This is a genomic window from Pseudomonas sp. NPDC098740 (genome assembly GCF_044760065.1).
GTDB lineage: Bacteria > Pseudomonadota > Gammaproteobacteria > Pseudomonadales > Pseudomonadaceae > Aquipseudomonas > Aquipseudomonas rossensis.
Map to the genome: position 1 here is coordinate 99,546 of NZ_JBIWAM010000009.1, position 16,908 is coordinate 116,453.

The window sequence follows — 16,908 nt, forward strand, 5'->3', positions numbered from 1 at the left end:
TAATGTGGGAGCGAGCAAGCTCGCTCCCACAGGTTCGGTTCGTCAGTCGACCATTGGCAACCCGTAGAATGCTCGCGCACACGCCGTGCTGTGAGCGGCCAGATCTTCCTCGCTCTCCCCGCGATGCAACGCCACTTCCCGCAACACTTCGGTCAGATACGCCGGTTCGTTGCGACCATTCTTCGGCTTGGGTCGCAGACTGCGCGGCAACAGATACGGCGCATCGCTCTCCAGCATTAACCGTCCCCGCTTGATCTCTTTCACCAGCGGATGCAGGTGCGTGCCCCGGCGCTCATCGCAGATCCAGCCGGTGATGCCGATGTGCAAATCCAGATCGAGGTAGCTGAACAGCGCCTTCTTTTCGCCCGTGAAGCAATGCACCACGGCGGCCGGCAATTGATCACGGTAATCGCGAAGGATCTCCAGCAAGCGCTGGCTGGCATCGCGCTCGTGGAGGAACACCGGTAATTGCAACTCGACCGCCATCGCCAGATGCTCTTCGAGGACTTTTTCCTGCTGCGGGCGCGGCGAGAAATCACGATTGAAATCCAGCCCGCATTCACCCACCGCCACGACGTTTGGCTCCTTGAGCAAACTGCGCAGACGCTGGGCGCTGTCGGCGTTCCAGTCGCTGGCGCAGTGGGGATGAATGCCGGCGGTGGCGAACAGCCGTTGAGCCGTTTCGTCCAGTTGCCGGCACAGTTCCAGCGCCTGCTCGCTGCCCTCGACACTGGTGCCGGTGAGCACCAATTGGCAGACCCCGGCAGCGTAGGCGCGGTCGAGTACAGCCTGGTGTTTGTCGGCAAAACTGGGGTTGGTCAGGTTGACGCCGATATCGATGAGTTGCATGGTGCTACCTCGGACCAAAGGCCGGAAAGCATATCAGAGCTGTAGATTTATAAGAAAAGCCAAGAACTACAATGAGTTATAGCTGTCTCTTGATGCCGCGAGACAGGTCAGGGTGGCTAAAGGTGCCATCACTGTGCCAGTCTTTCGCACTTTGCCAGCGCTCAAGGCGCTCTGTTTCTGTCGTTCGATTTCATGAAAATTCTTGAGATCGGCCCAGTATTCTTTCTGGAGAGTGGATGACACGTCCCTCGGTTTTGCTACTGCTGTGTTGTTCGTTGCTGCTGCCGATGCCGGCGGTTGCGCGTCTGGCCGGGCCGCTGCAAGCCGTGCCTTCGACCAAAGTGCGCGACTTGGCGGAAATCCGCAGTAGTCGTGTGCTGCGGGTGCTGGTCAACCAAAGCCGCAACAGCTCCGGCGAAGTCCAGGGCCAGGCCATCGGGGTTGAATACCACCGCTTGCGTGCCTTCGAGCAGTACCTCAACGGTCACGCCCGTGAAGGTCAGGAAATTACCCTCAAGATCATTCCCAAGGGCAAGGATCAACTGATCGGCGCTTTGCAGCGCGGCGAGGGTGATCTGGTTGCACCGGGGGAATTGCTGGACCTGCAACCGGGCCACGCGGTCAGCACCAGTGAACCGATTGCCAGCAACATCCCGTTGATATTGGTCGGGATCAAAGGCGAGCGACGTTACACCCGTCTCGAACAACTCTCTGGCAAAACCTTGGCGTTGCCCACCGGCAGTGCCGCCGGGGACGCGGTCAGTCAGATCAATCAAAAGCTCGCGCTGCTTAAACTGCCACCGGTGACAATCGAGTGGGTCGATCCCAGTCTGGCGGTCGAGGATGTGCTGGAGATGGTCCAGGGCGGAATCTTTCACCTGACGATCGTCGAACAACCCATTGCCGAGCGCTGGGGAAAGATTCTGCCCAAATTGCGTTTCGATCGGCAGGTGCTCATCAGTGAACCGGGCGAAGAATTCTGGTTCGTGCGCCGCGACGCCTCAATGTTGCGCGCGAGCATTGATCGCTTCCTGACCGGTTACAAAAAACCATCGGATCAGGATGCCGCGTTCCTGCGGATCTATCGACGCCTGTATCAAGTGCACTATCCATTGGCCAAGGCTGATCGGCAGCGCCTCGAGAAACTTCGGCCTGTGCTGCAGAAGCACGCTGAAGCCCAAGGCATGGACTGGTTGAATCTGGCGGCCCTGGCGTTCAAGGAATCGGCCCTGCAACCCAATGCCCGCAGTGGCAGCGGCCCTACCGGCCTGATGCAGATCACCCCGTCCGCCGCCCAGCGAGTGGGGGTCAACAACATTCAGAATCTCGACGCCAATGTGCAGGCTGGGGCCAAGTACCTGGCGATGATCCGCCGCAAGTTCTTTGCCAGCCCCAAACTCAACGAGCGCGAGCGCATGGCGTTCGTGCTGGCGGCCTACAACATGGGGCCGGAGCGGGTTCAGGGCATGCGTGCCGAGGCTCGTCGGCGCGGTTTGAATCCCAATCAGTGGTTTTTCCAGGTCGAACGCATCGCCATGGAGCAGGTGGGAATGGGCGCCGTCAGCTATGTTAATAGCGTGAACAAGTATTACCTGGCGTTCGATCGGGAGCGGGAGTCGTTGGAGCCCCAGGGGCAAAAAGTTGCCTCACGTAAATAATCGAATAAACTGATTGTTATGGCGAATTTATTGCGCTTTTAACATGAGATTTACTGATTAATATAGCGGCCAACCAACACACACTGACAACGGATGACACAGCATGAGCACACTGATCAACAAGGTACTGTTTACCCGCGCCGGCTACGGCCTGACTGTCTTGCGGATTTTCGTCGGCATCATCTTCGCTGCCCACGGCTCGCAAAAACTTTTCGGGGCGTTCGGTGGTTACGGTCTGGCGGGCACTGCGCAGTACATGGAAAGCATCGGCCTGGCACCGGGCTATCTGATGGCGACGCTGGCCGGTGGTACTGAGTTCTTCGCCGGTCTGGCATTGATCATTGGCTTGCTGGTTCGCCCGGCAGCCCTCGGCCTGACCTTCCTTTCGCTGGTGGCAATCTTTTCGGTGCATCTTCCTAACGGTCTGTTCATGGCCAACAACGGTTATGAATTCGCCCTGGCCCTGCTCGGCGGCAGCATCGCGGTGCTGATCGAAGGCGCCGGCAAGCTCTCGGCTGACCGCGCTATCGCTGGCTGACCGCTCTGGCTCAATGAAAAGGCCCGCATTGCACGGGCCTTTTTGTTGCTCGTCATTCTTGACACTGTCCGGTCAGCTTCTCTAGGATGCTGCCCATGCGCCGATTTAAACAGCTACTTGCGGGGCGCCAGGTGACTCATTCAGTTACCGATAGAAGCTTGAAACAGGCTTCGAAATACCGCTAAAGCGCTGGTTCGGTGTTGCCTCTCACCTGCCATGCAGACTTTTGAGGCCGAGACACGACACAATGAATGCATTAAGCCCCGTTATACGCCCCGCGCCGATCACGGCACACCTCACCCAGCGCAATCCAAAAATCCTGCTTGGCGGCAAACATCAGCCGACACTTTTGCGTTATCTCGATGGCTGGCCACGTCGCACCGGTGGGCCTGCGGCCTTCCTGATCATGTTTGTCGAAGAGGGTGAATCGCTGGCTCGATTTGCCAGCGACAGTTTCGATCTGGCGGTGATTCAATCGCCCAGCCTCGAGGACGCCCCCGAAGTGATCAAGCAATTGACTCGCGTTGCCCGACAGGGGCTGATTACCCGTCGTTGAGGCTTAGAGCACTGCGGCTCAAAGATAGTCGATCGCCACGATATACACGCATTGCTCACCAGTCGGTGTCTGGACCCGAACCTCGGCGTCCAGCGCCTTGCCGATCAGGGCGCGGGCCAGCGGTGAGTCGATGCTGATCAGGCCCTGTTTCAAGTCCAGTTCATCCGGCCCGACAATCCGGTAGCGCGATTCTTTGCCGTCCTCGTCTTCGATCGTGACCCAGGCGCCAAAATAGACCTTGTTCGGATCGCTCGGTTTTTCGCTGACGACTTTGAGCGCTTCCAGCCGCTTGGTGAGAAAACGTACGCGACTGTCGATCTCGCGCAGCATCTTTTTGCCGTAGGTGTATTCGGCGTTTTCCGAGCGATCGCCCTGAGCCGCGGCCTCGCTGACCGACTGTGTGACCTGCGGCCGCCGAACATGCCAGAGCTCATGAAACTCGGCCCGCATCCGCGCTTCACCTTCGGGGGTGATCAGCGCGGTGCCAGCGGTGCGGGGAGGGCGATAACGGCTCATGGCAACTTCTTGTGGTAGAGAGAACTTGAGTCTATCAACCCTCGCGCAAGACTGTCAGGGGGCTGGCGTTCAGCGCGCGACGTGTGCCGAACACGCCGGCCCCTCCGATCAACACCGCGCCGATCAGCGGCAATACCAGCAACCACGGATGCGGGTGCCACGGCAGGTCGAAGGCGTAGCGGTAGAGCACCATACTCACCAGTTCCGAACCCAGCGCTGCCAACAAGCCGCTGACCGCTCCAAGCAAACCGAACTCAATCCGCCGGGCCTTGACCAACAGTTGCCGCTCGGCCCCTAGCGCTCGCAACAAGGCACCTTGGCGAATGCGTTCATCGAGCGTCGCTTGCAAGCCTGAAAACAACACCGCCATCCCCGCCGCCAACACGAACAACAGCACGTATTCCACCGCCAGGGTGACTTGGGCGAGGATGCTGCGCAGTTGTTCGAGCAAGGCTTCGACTTGCAAGATGGTCACCGCCGGAAACGCCCGGGACAGATCCACGATCTGCTGATCATGACCGGCCGCCAGATAAAAACTGGTCAGGTAGGTCGCCGGCAGATCCTTCAGTGTGCCGGGCTGGAAGATCATGAAGAAGTTAGGCTGGAAGTTGTCCCAGTTGATCTCCCGCAGGCTGGTGACTTTCGCTTCGCGATTGACGCCGCCCACGGTAAACACCATGTGATCGCCGAGCTTGAGCTTCAGGCTTTCGGCGACTTTACCTTCTACCGATACGCCGGGTATTTCGTCCGGTGTCTGTTCGGCCCACCAGTTGCCCGCAGTGAGTTTGTTGCCCGCCGGCAAATCCGCCGCCCAGGTCAGGCTCAGGTCGCGCTGGATCGCTCGATCACCGGCCGAATCCTTGCTGACGACTTCCTGCACCGGCTCGCCGTTGACGCTGATCAGCCGTCCAGGTACCACCGGGTATAGCGGCGCCGATTGCGCCGACAATTTGATCAGGCGATCGATGAACGCCTGTTTGTCCGCCGGCAGAATGTTAAGCGCGAAATAGTTGGGCGCGTTTTTCGGTAGCTGGTTCTGCCAGGTGTCCAGCAACTCGCCGCGCAGCAATGCAATCAGCGCCATGGACAGCAGAATCAAACCGAAGGCCAGGGATTGCCCCGCGGCCGCCAGTGGATGACGCAGCAATTGGCCCAGCCCGAGGCGCCACGGCAAAGAGGCGCGCGCCAGCATTCGGCGCAGACTCTTCAGAAGCAACAACAGCAAGCCGCCAAGCACCAATGCTGCGATTACACCACCACCGAGCAGGGCGAAGGTCAACACCAGATCCAGGCTCAGACGCCACATGATCAGCCCGAGGGCGCCCAATGCCGCGCCGTAAACCATCCAGGTGCTAGAGGGAATTGGCAGCATGTCCCGACGCAATACCCGCAATGGCGGAACCCGGCCCAGTGCCGCCAGTGGCGGCAAGGCAAAACCGGCCAACGCCACCAATCCGGTACCGATCCCGGCAATGGCAGGAAACAGACCGCCCGGTGGAACGTCGGTCGGTAATAAATCATGCAGCAGCGCGAACAGACCCAGCTGCGCGAACCAGCCGATCAGCGCGCCGCTGATACTGGCGAGCAGTCCGAGCACCGTCAGCTGCAAACTGAACAGCACCATGGTTTCCCGTCGGGACAGCCCCAGGCAACGCAGCAATGCACTGGCATCGAATCGGCGGGTGGCGAAGCGCGTCGCCGACAGCGCCACCGCCACACCGGACAGCAGAACCGCCACCAGACTGGCCATGTTCAAGTAACGCTCGGCCTTGCCCAGGGCGCCGCCGATCTGTCGGTTGCCATCGCGGGCATCCTGAAGACGCTGGTTGGCGGCCAGGCCGGGTTTGATCAATTGACGATAGGTTTCCAGCGCCTCGGCTTTACCGCGCCAGAGTTCGCGGTAACTGACCCGGCTGCCGGGTTGCACCACGCCGGTCGCCGCGAGGTCGCTGAGGTTGATCAGCACCCGCGGCGTCAGGCTGTAGAAATTGCCGGCGCGGTCCGGTTCGTAGGTCAGCACTCGCGCCAGTTTGAGGGTTCGAATGCCGACGTCGATGCTGTCGCCGATCTTCAGGTCCAGCGCGGTCAGCAGTCGTGCTTCAACCCAGGCTTCACCGGGTTTCGGTCCGCCACCGGGTTCTTCCGGGGCGAAGGGCGCCGGGGCACTTTTCAGTTCGCCTCGCAGTGGGTAGACGGCGTCGGCAGCTTTGATGCTGGACAACTGAATGCCACTGTCAGTGGCGATGACGCTGGAAAACTCCACCACTTGAGCGTGTTCGAGGCCCAGCTCCGTGCCGCTTTTAATCTGTTCGGGTCGCGCGGGAGAGCTGCCTTCAAGCAGCAAGTCGGCACCGAGAAACTCGGTGGCGCGCAGCATCATGGCGCCGTTCAGGCGGGCGCCGAAGTAGCCGATGGCGGTACTTGCCGCAACGGCCACCAGCAAGGCAAAAAACAACACACGCAACTCACCGGCGCGGGCGTCGCGCAGCAGTTGGCGGATGGCAAGACTGAACAGGCGCAACAGCGGCAGGCGTGCCATCAAGGCTCCAGAGGGGCGACCAGCAGGCCGGCTTCAAGGCGGATCAGACGCCGGCAGCGATGTGCCAGGCGTTCGTCGTGGGTCACCAGCACCAGGGTTGTACCGCGTTCCTGGTTGAGTTCGAACAGCAGATCGCTGATGCGCTCGCCGGTGTGGCTGTCGAGGTTGCCGGTGGGTTCGTCGGCGAACAGCACATCGGGTTCTGCGGCAAACGCACGGGCAATCGCCACGCGCTGCTGTTCGCCACCCGAAAGCTGGCGTGGCGAATGGGTTAGCCGCTGGCCCAGGCCGACCCGTTGCAGCAGCTCGGTGGCGCGTTCACGGGCGTCTTTACGGCCATCGAGTTCCAGCGGCAGCATGACGTTTTCCAGGGCGTTGAGACTGTCGAGCAGTTGAAATGACTGAAACACAAACCCAACATGCTCGGCCCGGATACGTGCGCGTTGGTCTTCATCGAGATTGCTCAGGGCTTGCCCGGCGAGGGTGACGTCGCCGCTGCTCGGCAGGTCGAGGCCAGCGAGCAAGCCGAGGAGGGTGGACTTGCCGGAACCGGAGGCGCCAACGATGGCCAGGCTGTCGCCCTTGTTCAGTTCCAGGCTGAGTTCGTGCAGGATAGTCAGTTCACCTTCCGCGCTGGGAACCACTTTGCTGAGGTTCTTCGCGGTGAGAATGCTTGCGCCCATGGAGAATCCGATGCGTGTGTGGTTTTTGAGTGCTGGCCTGGCCTTGATGTGCATGGCCCAGAACGCAGCGGCGGGTACAGTCCTGATCGTTGGCGATAGTATCAGCGCCGGTTTCGGGCTGGATACCCGGTTGGGGTGGGTATCCCTGCTCGAGCAACGGCTCAAGCGCGAAGGTTTCGACGATAAGGTGGTCAATGCGTCCATCAGCGGCGACACCAGTGCCGGAGGCCAGGCGCGCCTGCCTGCGCTGCTTGCAGAGCATAAGCCTGAGCTGGTGATCCTCGAGTTGGGCGGTAACGACGGGCTGCGTGGATTGCTGCCAACGCAATTGCAACAAAACCTTGCAGCAATGATCGACAGCTCCCGCGCCAGTGGCGCCAAGGTGCTGCTGCTCGGCATGCAATTGCCACCCAACTACGGCGTTCGGTATACCGAGGCCTTCGCGAAGGTCTACAGCACGCTGGCCGAGGAGAAAAAGATCCCGCTGGTGCCGTTTTTTCTCGACGGCGTGGGCGGTCATCCAGACTTGATGCAAGCCGACGGGCTGCACCCGGCTGCCGGGGCTCAGGACAAGTTACTGGAAAATGTCTGGCCTACACTGAAACCGCTGCTTTGACGCTTTTCTAGCGGCGGTGTTTCGGCTAAGGTGGCGCCCCCGATTTGGAGCCCCCGATGCCGCGTCCCGCCTGGTCACTTTTTGCCTACCAACTGATCGAGCCTGACGAACAGCTGGATCTGTTCGCCTGCCAGGAAGTGCGGGTACATCTGGTGACCCGTCAGCTGGAGCTGGGCGGCTCGGCGGACCGGACCTTGTGCGGCAGCCTGCTGCCAGCACAACCGCGCTGGTCAAGCGTCGAACGCCGAGTGTTCCAGGACCAGCGCCTGTGTTCGCTGTGCCGGGCCATTCTGGAATCGCAAAAACGCGGTACATCGCCGATCTGGCCAGAGCTGCGTTTCGAGCTTTAGAACCCGATACAGTGCTTGCTATCGGTCAACTCCCCGATTTTCCAGGCGCCGGTGTACAATCTCGTTTTTACACCCTTGTCGATCATGCGAAGGATTTTCCGGATGTTGCCGCGCTTTCCTGCCGTCACCCGCTACCTGTCTCTCGCCGCCCTTTGTGTGGCGGGTCCCGTAGCAGCATTGGAGCTGCCCCTGCCACCGCCCGGTGAAGACATCATCGGTCAGGTCCAGGTGATCAAGGCCAAGTACGAAGACACCTTCGCCGACCTTGGCACCACCTACGATCTGGGCTATTCGGAAATGGTCGCGGCCAACCCTGGCGTCGATCCATGGTTGCCGGGCGCTGGCACCGAAGTGGTGCTGCCGACGCGCTTCATCCTGCCGCCGGGTCCGCGTGAAGGCATCGTCATCAACCTGGCTGAATACCGCCTCTATTACTTCCCGAAAGGCCGGAACGTGGTGTACACCTTCCCGCTGGGTATCGGCCGTGAAGGCTGGGGCTCGCCGATTGCCCATACCAGCATCATCGCCAAGACGCCGAACCCGACTTGGACCCCTCCAGCGTCGATCAAGGCCGAGCACCTTGCCGATGGAGATCCGCTGCCGAATGTGGTGCCGGCAGGCCCGGACAACCCGTTGGGGCCGTTCAAATTCACGCTGGGCACGCCGGGCTACCTGATCCACGGTTCGAACAAGAAGTTCGGCATCGGCATGCGCACCAGCCACGGTTGCTTCCGCATGTTCAACAACAACGTGCTGGAGATGGCGGGCATGGTGCCGGTAGGTACGTCGGTACGCATCGTCAGCGATCCGTACAAATTCGGCGTCAGTGGCGGCAAAGTGTATCTGGAAGCGCACACACCGCTGGACGACAAGGGCAACCCCTCTGTAGTCGACAAGCACACCGCGGTGATCAATGCGATGCTCAAGCGTGAGGACATCACCAACAACCTGCGCATGAACTGGGATGTAGTGCGCGACGTGGTTGCCGCTGAAGATGGCCTGCCGGTGGAAATCGGAGTGCCGAATAGTGCTTCCGCGCCGATGGTGACGAGTGCACCGATCGACCCGCTGCAGTAATGCTTGAACAGAACCCGCCGACGCTGACTGCGCCGGCGGGTTTTTTATGGCCTGGACAAAACCCCGGGCAATAAAAAAGCCGACCCAAAAAATGGGTCGGCTTGATAACAATCCCGAAGGATTATTACTTGCGGCTAGCTTTGTCCAGCATGCGCAGAGCACGCTCGTTAGCTTCGTCAGCAGTCTGTTGTGCTTTTTGAGCAGCAGCCAGAGCTTCATCAGCTTTACGGTAAGCTTCGTCTGCACGAGCCTGGGAGCGAGCAGCTGCGTCTTCAGTAGCTGTCAGACGTGCTTCGGTTTCTTTCGATACGCTGCTGCAACCGGTAGCCAGAACTGCGGCCAGAGCCAGAGCAGAGAATTTCAGAACGTTGTTCATCGTGTTCCCCTTCAAGGACTTTCTATTAAGTAGCTGTCTCCTCAGAGTGAGGAAATAGCCGGCGTACATACTACCCATTACTTGTCGTAAGTAAACTGACGTATAGCAAGAAGCAAAAAAAATTGTAGGCGTTGATTCTTTTTCGAGCAACTTTTAACTGCATTGTTTAAAAAGTATCCAGCTGGGAGGCCCGAGCTGAGCGAGGCGCCGAAAAAAAGTTTCGCTCGCTCACAGCTCTTTTCCGAGTCTCGGCTAAAGTCTGTCTAGATGGATTCGTCTACACTTTTGTTCGGAATTTGCGTGGCGCCTCTCATATCTTTCTCCATGTTGAGGTGACTTTAACAAAGGGCGCTCGTCTTAAGTCTCAATATCCGGCAATGTTCAGGCTATCGACCTTCAGAGATATTCGGTCGAGCCATCTCTGCGTATTACGGAGCAGCACCCGCCAACCCGCGTGATGACGAGCGTATCTTGAGCATTTCTGCCAATGGCGCCTACTATTTGATACGTGCTCGGTTGCGCGAGATGGGTGCGGCTCTTCTCGGTGTCCATTCAGGCACGGGGTGGCGTAGATGTTCCTTCGCCGGAAAAACATCGGTAAGGTAGGGGTCAGAATTCCAGACCCGCGAGGAGTAGTGATGAGCGAGGCGTTGTCCATCCACCATGACCAGGCTGGTCATCAGTTCGAGACCAATGTGGACGGTCATCGTGCCTACCTGACCTATATGGATCTGGGGAAACAGACCCTGGATATCTATCGCACCTTTGTGCCCAATGCACTGCGTGGTCGCGGCATTGCGGCAGCCTTGACCGAGAAGGCGCTGGAGTACGCTGAGGAAATGGGCTACACCGTCATTCCATCGTGTTCCTACGTGGAGCGCTACATGGAACGTCACCAGCGGCATGCGGCCAAGCTGAGCCAGTAACCTTTCAAAGAATCGAACGCATAAAAAAACGCCGGGTCAAGCCCGGCGTTTTTTTGTGCGGCGAAAAGTGATCAGCTGCGATCGCGTTTCGGCAGCACGTCCTTGAGCTTGGCATGCATGCTGCGCAAGGTATTTTCGGTGGCGGTCCAGTCGATGCAGGCATCGGTGATCGACACGCCGTATTGCAGGTCGGCGAGGTCTTTCGGGATTGCCTGGCAGCCCCAGTTCAGGTGACTTTCGACCATCAGGCCGATGATCGACTGGTTGCCTTCGAGGATCTGGTTGGCGACGTTCTCCATCACCAGCGGTTGCAGGGCCGGGTCCTTGTTGGAGTTGGCGTGGCTGCAATCGACCATGATGTTCGGCTTGATCTTCGCTTTGTTCAGCGCTTGCTCGCAGAGCGCGACGCTGACCGAATCGTAGTTCGGCTTGCCGTTGCCGCCGCGCAGTACTACGTGACCGTAGGCATTGCCCTTGGTGGTGACGATCGACACACCACCTTCCTGGTTGATGCCCAGGAAGCGGTGAGGGCTGGAAACCGATTGCAGGGCGTTGATAGCGACCGTCAGGCCGCCATCGGTGCCGTTCTTGAAGCCGACTGCCGAGGACAGGCCGGAGGCCATTTCACGGTGAGTCTGGGATTCGGTGGTGCGCGCACCGATGGCCGACCAACTGATCAGGTCCTGCAGGTACTGCGGGGAGATCGGGTCGAGGGCTTCAGTTGCGGTCGGCAGGCCCATCTCGGCCAGGTCCAGCAACAATTGACGACCGATGTGCAGACCGTCCTGAATCTTGAAGGAGTCGTCCAGGTACGGATCGTTGATCAAACCTTTCCAGCCGACGGTGGTGCGTGGCTTCTCGAAATACACGCGCATGACCAGATACAGGGTATCGGACACTTCGGCCGCAAGTGCCTTCAGGCGCTCGGCGTATTCATGGGCAGCCTTGATGTCGTGGATCGAGCAAGGCCCGATGACAACAAACAGGCGGTGGTCGGTGCCATCAAGAATGTTGCGAATGACTTCGCGGCCCTTGGTGACAGTGCGCAGGGCAGCGTCGCTCAGAGGGATATCACGCTTGAGCTGATCGGGAGTGATCAGCGTCTCGTTGGAGGCGACGTTTAGGTCGTTGATCGGTAAATCAGCCATCGTTTACTCGTCAGGTCACGGGTGCCGGCCGCCAGCGAACCCGCGCGGCGGAGCACAGCAAATTAAGCGCGTCGGGGAGCAGAACCTTAGCGCGTTACACCGTGGCTCGACAATGGGCAGACACCGGTTTAAGGGGCATTCTCAATTAGTTTGCGCGGGGAACCCCATTGAGAATGCCCCTCCTAATCCAGCACAACTTGTGCAAATGCCCTGCGAACCGTGTCGTGAGAGAACTCGTCGGCATGCTCCTGGACCCATTCGAGGGCCAGGGCCTGAGTTTCCTGCAGATCGTCATGCGCATCATGCAGGCGGCAGTAACGTTCGATCTGGCACACCTGCTCGCCCATCCGGGCACTGAACATCATCTGTTCGTCAACGAAGGCAATGCCTACCAGATAACCGCGTTTGCGTCGCAGGCACCAGGCTACATAGCCCAGAAAACGCATGTCGGGGTTCAAGGTCGGCATGCGAATTTCCAGCGCCGTACCGTGGCGCCACGCCCGGTGATAATTGCAAGCCATGCCCCCGAGGCTGATAGTGTGCAGCTGTTGCCGTGAAATACACTCAGGTTTGAGCAACGTTAATTCGACGGGCACATCGTCAGGGTGAGGAATAAAACGTCCCATGAACACGGACTCCATGTGTCGGCCATCTGACATTGTTTCACCCAGTATAGTGGTCGAATTGGAACTGACTGATTTCGACGCCGACCAACGGCTGCTGGCGATGAGCGGTGTGTCGCTGGTTATTTTCACCAGCGTCGGCTGCGCCAGTTGCCGTTTTGCCCGTGAGCAATTGCCACGACTCGACCTGGACGTCGACCGGCTGTGCTGGATCGATGCCGGGGACAATGGCGGGCTGGTCGAGCGTTATCAGGTTTTTCATTTGCCGGCGCTGTTTGTGGTGCGCGACGGCGAATTCTTCGGGGCACTAAAATCGCGCCTGACCCGCACCGAGCTCAATGAAGCCGTGGGTCAGGCGTTGAGTCGAATTGCAGAGGAGTTGCCATGATGGGGGCAGTGACCAAACCGACAATCGGTATTATCGGAACCGGCGCGATCGGCGGTTTCTACGGGTTGATGCTGGCGCGTGCCGGTTTCGATGTGCACTTTCTGTTGCGCAGTGAGTTTTCGGCGGTGGCCGAGCGAGGGTTGATGCTCGACAGTGCGGTGCACGGCGCGCTGACGTTGAATCCGGTTCAGGCGTATTCGACGGCCGAAGACATGCCGCCCTGTGACTGGTTGCTGGTGGGCGCGAAAACCACCAGTAACGCGCAACTGGCACCGACGATCATTCAAGCCGCCGCCCCCGATGCGAAAGTGCTGCTGATGCAAAATGGCCTGGACGTTGAAGACAGTCTGCGAGCGTTGCTCCCTGATTCGCTGCACGTGCTCGGTGGGCTCTGCTATATCTGCGTTCATCGCGACGGACCAGGCGTCATCACCCATCAGGCGCTCGGCGCGGTGAATGTTGGCTATCACAGTGGCCCTGCAGCTGATGAGCAGGCGCGCATGGCGATTGTCGAGGAGGGCGCCGGGCTGTTCCGCGCCGCCGGCATCGATTCCCAGGCCATGGCGAACCTGCATCAGGCACGCTGGCAAAAACTGGTCTGGAATATCCCCTACAACGGTCTGTCGGTTCTGCTCGGGGCAAGCACCACGCCGTTGATGGCCGATGCCGACAGTCGGGAACTGATCAAGGCTTTGATGGCTGAAGTGGTTCAGGGAGCAATCGCCTGCGGTCACGACGTACCGGCCGGTTATGCCGATCATCTGTTCATGGTGACCGAGAAAATGCCGGACTATTGGCCGAGCATGTACCACGATTTTCTGCACAAACGACCGCTTGAGCTGGATGCGATTTACGCCCGGCCACTGGCGGCAGCCAAGGCCGCAGGGTGCGAGTTGCCGCGAATCGAAGCCTTGTATCGCAGTTTGAGTTTTATCGATCGACGTAATACCTGAGTCGATCATCCTGAGGGGGAAGGGCATGGCAAAAACTATCGACGACAAACTGGTGCTGGCGATTTCTTCGCGTGCGCTGTTTGACCTGAGCGAAAGCCACAAGGTCTATCTGTCGAGCGGTGTCGAAGCCTATCGGCAATATCAGATCGAACACGAAGACGAAATCCTCGAGCCCGGTGATGCATTCCCGTTGGTGCAGAAACTCCTCAACTTGAACACCAGCCTTGGCCGCGCCCGGGTCGAGGTGATCCTGGTGTCGCGCAACAGTGCCGACACCGGCCTGCGGGTGTTCAATTCGATCCACCACTATGGCCTGGCGATTTCCCGCGCGGCGTTTGTCGGCGGACGCAGTCCTTATCCGTACCTGAAGGCGTTTGGCTGCGACCTGTTTCTCTCGACGCATGCCGAAGACGTGCGCAGTGCACTGGATGCCGGGTTCGCCGCGGCGACCATTCTGTCGGGTGGCGCCAGCCGTGCGGCCAGTGATGAATTGCGCATTGCCTTCGATGGTGACGCGGTGCTGTTTTCCGATGAGTCGGAGCGCGTCTATCAGTCCGGTGGTCTGGAAGCGTTTCAGGCCAGCGAGCGTGAAGCCGCCCGCGAGCCATTGCGCGGTGGGCCGTTCAAAGGCTTCCTTGCCGCCCTCAATCTGTTGCAACGGGAATTCCCGGAAGACGCTTGTCCGATTCGCACCGCCTTGGTGACGGCGCGATCGGCGCCCGCCCACGAGCGAGTGATCCGGACCTTGCGCGAATGGGACATTCGTCTGGACGAGTCGCTGTTTCTCGGCGGCCTGACCAAGTCGGCGTTTCTCGAAGCCTTTGCCGCCGACGTGTTTTTCGACGATCAGGCCGGTCATTGCGAGTTGGCCCGCGAGGTGGTCGCCACTGGCCACGTGCCGCACGGCATAAGCAACGAGCAAAAGGTTTAAGCCCACGGTTCAACGCGTTACGCGAAACGTCGTACTCGCCAAGGCACTGCTAAGCTGAATCAATCTCCGCCATGTTGGCACTCAAGGAGGTCATATGATTCATTCGATGCTGTACGCCACTGACCTCGGCCTGTACGCACCTTTGGTGATGCAGCATGCCTTGGCGCTAGCGCGAACATTCAATGCCGATCTCTACGTGGTGCACGCCGTTGAACCGATGGGGCTGTTTGCCGAGTCGGTGCTTCAGAGTTACCTCGATGAGCAGGCGTTGAATGAGTTTCACAGCCAAGGCTTGAACACGGTGATTGCCAACATCGAGCAGCGGGTACTCGACAGCTTTCGTGAAGAATTGGGGGATGAAGGGTCGCAGGACCTGGAGCGGATCAAAGCAGTGCGGGTGCTTCAAGGCGATCCGTCACAGGTGATTCTCGACCAGGCGCAGAAACTCTCCGTGGATTTGTTGATCGTAGGTAGTCATAGCCATGGTGCTGGCGCGGAAACGCCTTTGGGCCGGACTGCAGCGCGTGTGCTGCAACTGTCTCGGGTACCGGTCTATCTGGTGCCGCTGGTGGAGCGTCGGCGCCAAGGGGATCGTTAGAGCACCAATAGTGGCAGTTTGATAAAAAAGTTCTAGATTTATTCGTCAAACCATTAATATAGTTATATACCGTCGCTGATGCCCGTGGCGTCTACCTGCTTTGAGGGATTCATATGAAGCTTCAACAATTGCGCTACATCTGGGAAGTGGCGCACCACGACCTCAACGTTTCCGCTACAGCCCAAAGCCTTTACACGTCACAACCGGGCATCAGTAAGCAGATCCGTCTGCTGGAAGACGAATTGGGGGTTGAGGTTTTCGCTCGCAGCGGCAAGCACCTGACCCGCGTCACCCCGGCCGGCGAGCGCATTATCACCACCGCTGGCGAGATCCTGCGCAAGGTTGAAAGCATCAAGCAGATCGCCCAGGAATTCTCCAACGAGAAGAAAGGCACCCTGTCGATCGCCACCACGCACACCCAGGCGCGTTATGCGTTGCCACCGGTGATCAGCAATTTCATCAAGCAATACCCGGACGTTGCCCTGCACATGCACCAGGGTTCGCCGATGCAGATCGCTGAAATGGCCGCTGACGGCACCGTGGATTTCGCCATCGCCACCGAAGCGCTGGAGCTGTTCGGTGATCTGGTGATGATGCCGTGCTATCGCTGGAACCGCTGCGTGGTCGTGCCTCAGGGCCACCCGCTGACCAAGCTGTCGAAGCTGACCCTGGAAGCCCTGGCTGAATACCCGATCGTGACGTACGTATTCGGTTTCACAGGCCGCTCGAAACTCGACGAAGCGTTCAGTCATCGCGGCCTGACGCCGAAAGTGGTGTTCACCGCCGCCGACGCCGACGTGATCAAGACGTACGTTCGCCTGGGTCTGGGCGTGGGTATCGTGGCGAAAATGGCGGTCGATGCCAAACTCGATAGCGACCTGGTCATGCTTGATGCCAGCGACTTGTTCGAATCCAGCATTACTAAAATCGGTTTCCGTCGCGGCACGTTCTTGCGTGGCTTCATGTGCGACTTCATCGAGAAGTTCGCCCCGCACCTGACCCGCGAAGTCATGGCCAAGGCCATCCAGTGCCACAACAAGCAGGAACTGGAAGAGCTGTTCGACGGTGTCGAACTGCCGGTGCATTAATCTCCCGCGTTAGACCACCTCGGTAACAGAAAACTGTTGCCGAGCACCCGCCACCTGAATCTCCACCTCGTCCCCTTCGAACTTGCCCAGCAGGCTTTTACCCAGCGGTGAGCGGGGGGTGATGACGGTAATCCATTGCCCCACCAGGTCGACCTTCAAGCCCGCCGCGTCGGGGGCCAGAAACAACCATTGCTCACGACCCTTTTCGTCTTTCAGACCGAGCAGGGCACCGACTTCGATGCCGCGCTGATCATCATAAGGGCGCAGCGCCTGGTTCTGGCAAAGCGTCAGTGAGTGCCTGATTTCTTCCACCCGTTTGGCCTGCCCGGCTGCCAGATAAGACGCCTCCAGACCGAGCGTGTCGTACTTGTTCTCGGCGATGTTTTCTTCGTGGGTCGCGGTTTCGTAAGCGGTTTGTGCGGCGCGTTCGGCGATGTCGAGGTCGATCCGCAGCTTGTCGAGAATCAGTTGGTGGACGGTCGGCTTGTGCATAGA

The 16,908-nt window shown here is 59.2% G+C and carries 20 protein-coding genes; 12 read left to right on the forward strand and 8 right to left on the reverse strand.

Going from position 1 to position 16,908, the window contains the following annotated elements; translation table 11 throughout:
- Positions 1-42: 42 nt before the first annotated feature.
- On the reverse strand, positions 43-849 hold the full coding sequence (locus tag ACIQU2_RS13750; RefSeq protein WP_347803610.1) for a TatD family hydrolase: 807 nt from the start codon (positions 847-849) through the stop codon (positions 43-45).
- A 236-nt stretch (positions 850-1,085) separates the two neighbouring features.
- On the opposite strand from ACIQU2_RS13750, the gene ACIQU2_RS13755 reads away from it, so the two are divergent.
- The 3 genes from ACIQU2_RS13755 to ACIQU2_RS13765 all read left to right on the forward strand — a co-directional run bounded on the left by ACIQU2_RS13755 (position 1,086) and on the right by ACIQU2_RS13765 (position 3,601).
- On the forward strand, positions 1,086-2,507 hold the full coding sequence (locus tag ACIQU2_RS13755; protein WP_403141477.1) for a transglycosylase SLT domain-containing protein: 1,422 nt from the start codon (positions 1,086-1,088) through the stop codon (positions 2,505-2,507).
- A 103-nt stretch (positions 2,508-2,610) separates the two neighbouring features.
- On the forward strand, positions 2,611-3,045 hold the full coding sequence (locus tag ACIQU2_RS13760) for a DoxX family protein (protein ID WP_095128917.1): 435 nt from the start codon (positions 2,611-2,613) through the stop codon (positions 3,043-3,045).
- Between the two features lie 247 nt (positions 3,046-3,292).
- Entirely contained in the window at positions 3,293-3,601 is a 309-nt protein-coding gene (locus tag ACIQU2_RS13765; RefSeq protein WP_403141480.1) for a class I SAM-dependent methyltransferase, read from the forward strand.
- A gap of 18 nt (positions 3,602-3,619) precedes the next feature.
- On the opposite strand, the gene greB is transcribed toward ACIQU2_RS13765, so the two are convergent.
- Genes greB through ACIQU2_RS13780 form a run of 3 tightly spaced genes read right to left on the reverse strand, consistent with a single transcriptional unit; the run spans position 3,620 to position 7,339 of the window.
- The gene (gene greB, locus ACIQU2_RS13770; protein ID WP_008148506.1) at positions 3,620-4,117 is read right to left on the reverse strand and encodes a transcription elongation factor GreB; all 498 of its coding nucleotides are present in this window, start codon (positions 4,115-4,117) and stop codon (positions 3,620-3,622) included.
- Between the two features lie 34 nt (positions 4,118-4,151).
- Positions 4,152-6,656: an ABC transporter permease gene (locus ACIQU2_RS13775; RefSeq protein ID WP_403141484.1), complete on the reverse strand. Its 2,505-nt coding sequence runs from the start codon at positions 6,654-6,656 to the stop codon at positions 4,152-4,154.
- Positions 6,656-7,339 (reverse strand): ABC transporter ATP-binding protein, encoded by a 684-nt coding sequence (locus ACIQU2_RS13780; protein WP_033057202.1) that lies wholly within the window; start codon positions 7,337-7,339, stop codon positions 6,656-6,658. Before ACIQU2_RS13780 ends, ACIQU2_RS13775 begins: the two co-directional genes overlap by 1 nt.
- A gap of 10 nt (positions 7,340-7,349) precedes the next feature.
- On the opposite strand from ACIQU2_RS13780, the gene ACIQU2_RS13785 reads away from it, so the two are divergent.
- From ACIQU2_RS13785 to ACIQU2_RS13795, 3 genes are all read left to right on the forward strand, one after another.
- A complete protein-coding gene (locus ACIQU2_RS13785) occupies positions 7,350-7,955 on the forward strand; it encodes an arylesterase (protein WP_309674568.1) in 606 nt (201 codons plus the stop codon).
- 56 nt (positions 7,956-8,011) lie between these two features.
- Positions 8,012-8,305, forward strand: a complete 294-nt coding sequence (locus tag ACIQU2_RS13790; protein ID WP_123432651.1) for a hypothetical protein — start codon at positions 8,012-8,014, stop codon at positions 8,303-8,305.
- Positions 8,306-8,407: 102 nt separating this feature from the next.
- A complete protein-coding gene (locus tag ACIQU2_RS13795; RefSeq protein ID WP_403141492.1) occupies positions 8,408-9,382 on the forward strand; it encodes a L,D-transpeptidase family protein in 975 nt (324 codons plus the stop codon).
- A gap of 124 nt (positions 9,383-9,506) precedes the next feature.
- On the opposite strand, the gene oprI is transcribed toward ACIQU2_RS13795, so the two are convergent.
- Positions 9,507-9,758: an outer membrane lipoprotei OprI gene (oprI, locus tag ACIQU2_RS13800; RefSeq protein ID WP_002553018.1), complete on the reverse strand. Its 252-nt coding sequence runs from the start codon at positions 9,756-9,758 to the stop codon at positions 9,507-9,509.
- A gap of 638 nt (positions 9,759-10,396) precedes the next feature.
- Between oprI and ACIQU2_RS13805 the strand changes: the two genes are divergently transcribed.
- Positions 10,397-10,684 carry a GNAT family N-acetyltransferase gene (locus ACIQU2_RS13805; protein ID WP_008057026.1) on the forward strand — a complete coding sequence of 96 codons (288 nt, stop codon included), beginning with the start codon at positions 10,397-10,399 and terminating at the stop codon, positions 10,682-10,684.
- 71 nt (positions 10,685-10,755) lie between these two features.
- Here the strand turns inward: ACIQU2_RS13805 and ACIQU2_RS13810 are convergent, their stop codons facing one another.
- Together ACIQU2_RS13810 and ACIQU2_RS13815 are read right to left on the reverse strand one after the other, a co-directional pair.
- The gene (locus ACIQU2_RS13810; protein WP_007899930.1) at positions 10,756-11,832 is read right to left on the reverse strand and encodes a 3-deoxy-7-phosphoheptulonate synthase; all 1,077 of its coding nucleotides are present in this window, start codon (positions 11,830-11,832) and stop codon (positions 10,756-10,758) included.
- Between the two features lie 182 nt (positions 11,833-12,014).
- The gene (locus ACIQU2_RS13815; protein ID WP_347803617.1) at positions 12,015-12,458 is read right to left on the reverse strand and encodes a PilZ domain-containing protein; all 444 of its coding nucleotides are present in this window, start codon (positions 12,456-12,458) and stop codon (positions 12,015-12,017) included.
- Between ACIQU2_RS13815 and ACIQU2_RS13820 the strand changes: the two genes are divergently transcribed.
- From ACIQU2_RS13820 to cysB, 5 genes are all read left to right on the forward strand, one after another.
- Complete coding sequence (locus ACIQU2_RS13820) at positions 12,457-12,843, forward strand: thioredoxin family protein (protein WP_403141500.1); 387 nt, start codon at positions 12,457-12,459, stop codon at positions 12,841-12,843. The genes ACIQU2_RS13815 and ACIQU2_RS13820 overlap by 2 nt on opposite strands.
- The gene (locus ACIQU2_RS13825) at positions 12,840-13,796 is read left to right on the forward strand and encodes a putative 2-dehydropantoate 2-reductase (protein WP_403141503.1); all 957 of its coding nucleotides are present in this window, start codon (positions 12,840-12,842) and stop codon (positions 13,794-13,796) included. The genes ACIQU2_RS13820 and ACIQU2_RS13825 overlap by 4 nt, the downstream gene beginning before the upstream one ends.
- A 25-nt stretch (positions 13,797-13,821) precedes the next feature.
- Positions 13,822-14,727 carry a 5'-nucleotidase gene (locus ACIQU2_RS13830; protein ID WP_008148545.1) on the forward strand — a complete coding sequence of 302 codons (906 nt, stop codon included), beginning with the start codon at positions 13,822-13,824 and terminating at the stop codon, positions 14,725-14,727.
- A gap of 94 nt (positions 14,728-14,821) precedes the next feature.
- Entirely contained in the window at positions 14,822-15,325 is a 504-nt protein-coding gene (locus ACIQU2_RS13835; RefSeq protein ID WP_129436980.1) for a universal stress protein, read from the forward strand.
- Positions 15,326-15,438: 113 nt separating this feature from the next.
- Positions 15,439-16,413, forward strand: coding sequence for an HTH-type transcriptional regulator CysB (gene cysB, locus ACIQU2_RS13840; protein WP_008148549.1), 975 nt, complete (start codon positions 15,439-15,441; stop codon positions 16,411-16,413).
- 9 nt (positions 16,414-16,422) lie between these two features.
- Here the strand turns inward: cysB and ACIQU2_RS13845 are convergent, their stop codons facing one another.
- Positions 16,423-16,905 (reverse strand): GreA/GreB family elongation factor, encoded by a 483-nt coding sequence (locus ACIQU2_RS13845; RefSeq protein ID WP_347803620.1) that lies wholly within the window; start codon positions 16,903-16,905, stop codon positions 16,423-16,425.
- Positions 16,906-16,908 lie beyond the last annotated feature (3 nt).

What these genes read in the sequence shown, in the direction of transcription:
- cysB (WP_008148549.1), top strand. Translation starts at nt 15,439, where the DNA reads ATGAAGCTTCAACAATTGCGCTACATCTGGGAAGTGGCGCACCACGAC.
- ACIQU2_RS13760 (WP_095128917.1), top strand. Translation starts at nt 2,611, where the DNA reads ATGAGCACACTGATCAACAAGGTACTGTTTACCCGCGCCGGCTACGGC.
- ACIQU2_RS13780 (WP_033057202.1), bottom strand. Translation starts at nt 7,339, where the DNA reads ATGGGCGCAAGCATTCTCACCGCGAAGAACCTCAGCAAAGTGGTTCCC.
- greB (WP_008148506.1), bottom strand. Translation starts at nt 4,117, where the DNA reads ATGAGCCGTTATCGCCCTCCCCGCACCGCTGGCACCGCGCTGATCACC.
- ACIQU2_RS13755 (WP_403141477.1), top strand. Translation starts at nt 1,086, where the DNA reads ATGACACGTCCCTCGGTTTTGCTACTGCTGTGTTGTTCGTTGCTGCTG.
- ACIQU2_RS13785 (WP_309674568.1), top strand. Translation starts at nt 7,350, where the DNA reads ATGCGTGTGTGGTTTTTGAGTGCTGGCCTGGCCTTGATGTGCATGGCC.
- ACIQU2_RS13815 (WP_347803617.1), bottom strand. Translation starts at nt 12,458, where the DNA reads ATGGGACGTTTTATTCCTCACCCTGACGATGTGCCCGTCGAATTAACG.
- ACIQU2_RS13805 (WP_008057026.1), top strand. Translation starts at nt 10,397, where the DNA reads ATGAGCGAGGCGTTGTCCATCCACCATGACCAGGCTGGTCATCAGTTC.
- ACIQU2_RS13810 (WP_007899930.1), bottom strand. Translation starts at nt 11,832, where the DNA reads ATGGCTGATTTACCGATCAACGACCTAAACGTCGCCTCCAACGAGACG.
- ACIQU2_RS13820 (WP_403141500.1), top strand. Translation starts at nt 12,457, where the DNA reads ATGAACACGGACTCCATGTGTCGGCCATCTGACATTGTTTCACCCAGT.
- ACIQU2_RS13825 (WP_403141503.1), top strand. Translation starts at nt 12,840, where the DNA reads ATGATGGGGGCAGTGACCAAACCGACAATCGGTATTATCGGAACCGGC.
- ACIQU2_RS13795 (WP_403141492.1), top strand. Translation starts at nt 8,408, where the DNA reads ATGTTGCCGCGCTTTCCTGCCGTCACCCGCTACCTGTCTCTCGCCGCC.
- ACIQU2_RS13775 (WP_403141484.1), bottom strand. Translation starts at nt 6,656, where the DNA reads ATGGCACGCCTGCCGCTGTTGCGCCTGTTCAGTCTTGCCATCCGCCAA.
- ACIQU2_RS13835 (WP_129436980.1), top strand. Translation starts at nt 14,822, where the DNA reads ATGATTCATTCGATGCTGTACGCCACTGACCTCGGCCTGTACGCACCT.
- ACIQU2_RS13845 (WP_347803620.1), bottom strand. Translation starts at nt 16,905, where the DNA reads ATGCACAAGCCGACCGTCCACCAACTGATTCTCGACAAGCTGCGGATC.
- oprI (WP_002553018.1), bottom strand. Translation starts at nt 9,758, where the DNA reads ATGAACAACGTTCTGAAATTCTCTGCTCTGGCTCTGGCCGCAGTTCTG.
- ACIQU2_RS13750 (WP_347803610.1), bottom strand. Translation starts at nt 849, where the DNA reads ATGCAACTCATCGATATCGGCGTCAACCTGACCAACCCCAGTTTTGCC.
- ACIQU2_RS13830 (WP_008148545.1), top strand. Translation starts at nt 13,822, where the DNA reads ATGGCAAAAACTATCGACGACAAACTGGTGCTGGCGATTTCTTCGCGT.
- ACIQU2_RS13790 (WP_123432651.1), top strand. Translation starts at nt 8,012, where the DNA reads ATGCCGCGTCCCGCCTGGTCACTTTTTGCCTACCAACTGATCGAGCCT.
- ACIQU2_RS13765 (WP_403141480.1), top strand. Translation starts at nt 3,293, where the DNA reads ATGAATGCATTAAGCCCCGTTATACGCCCCGCGCCGATCACGGCACAC.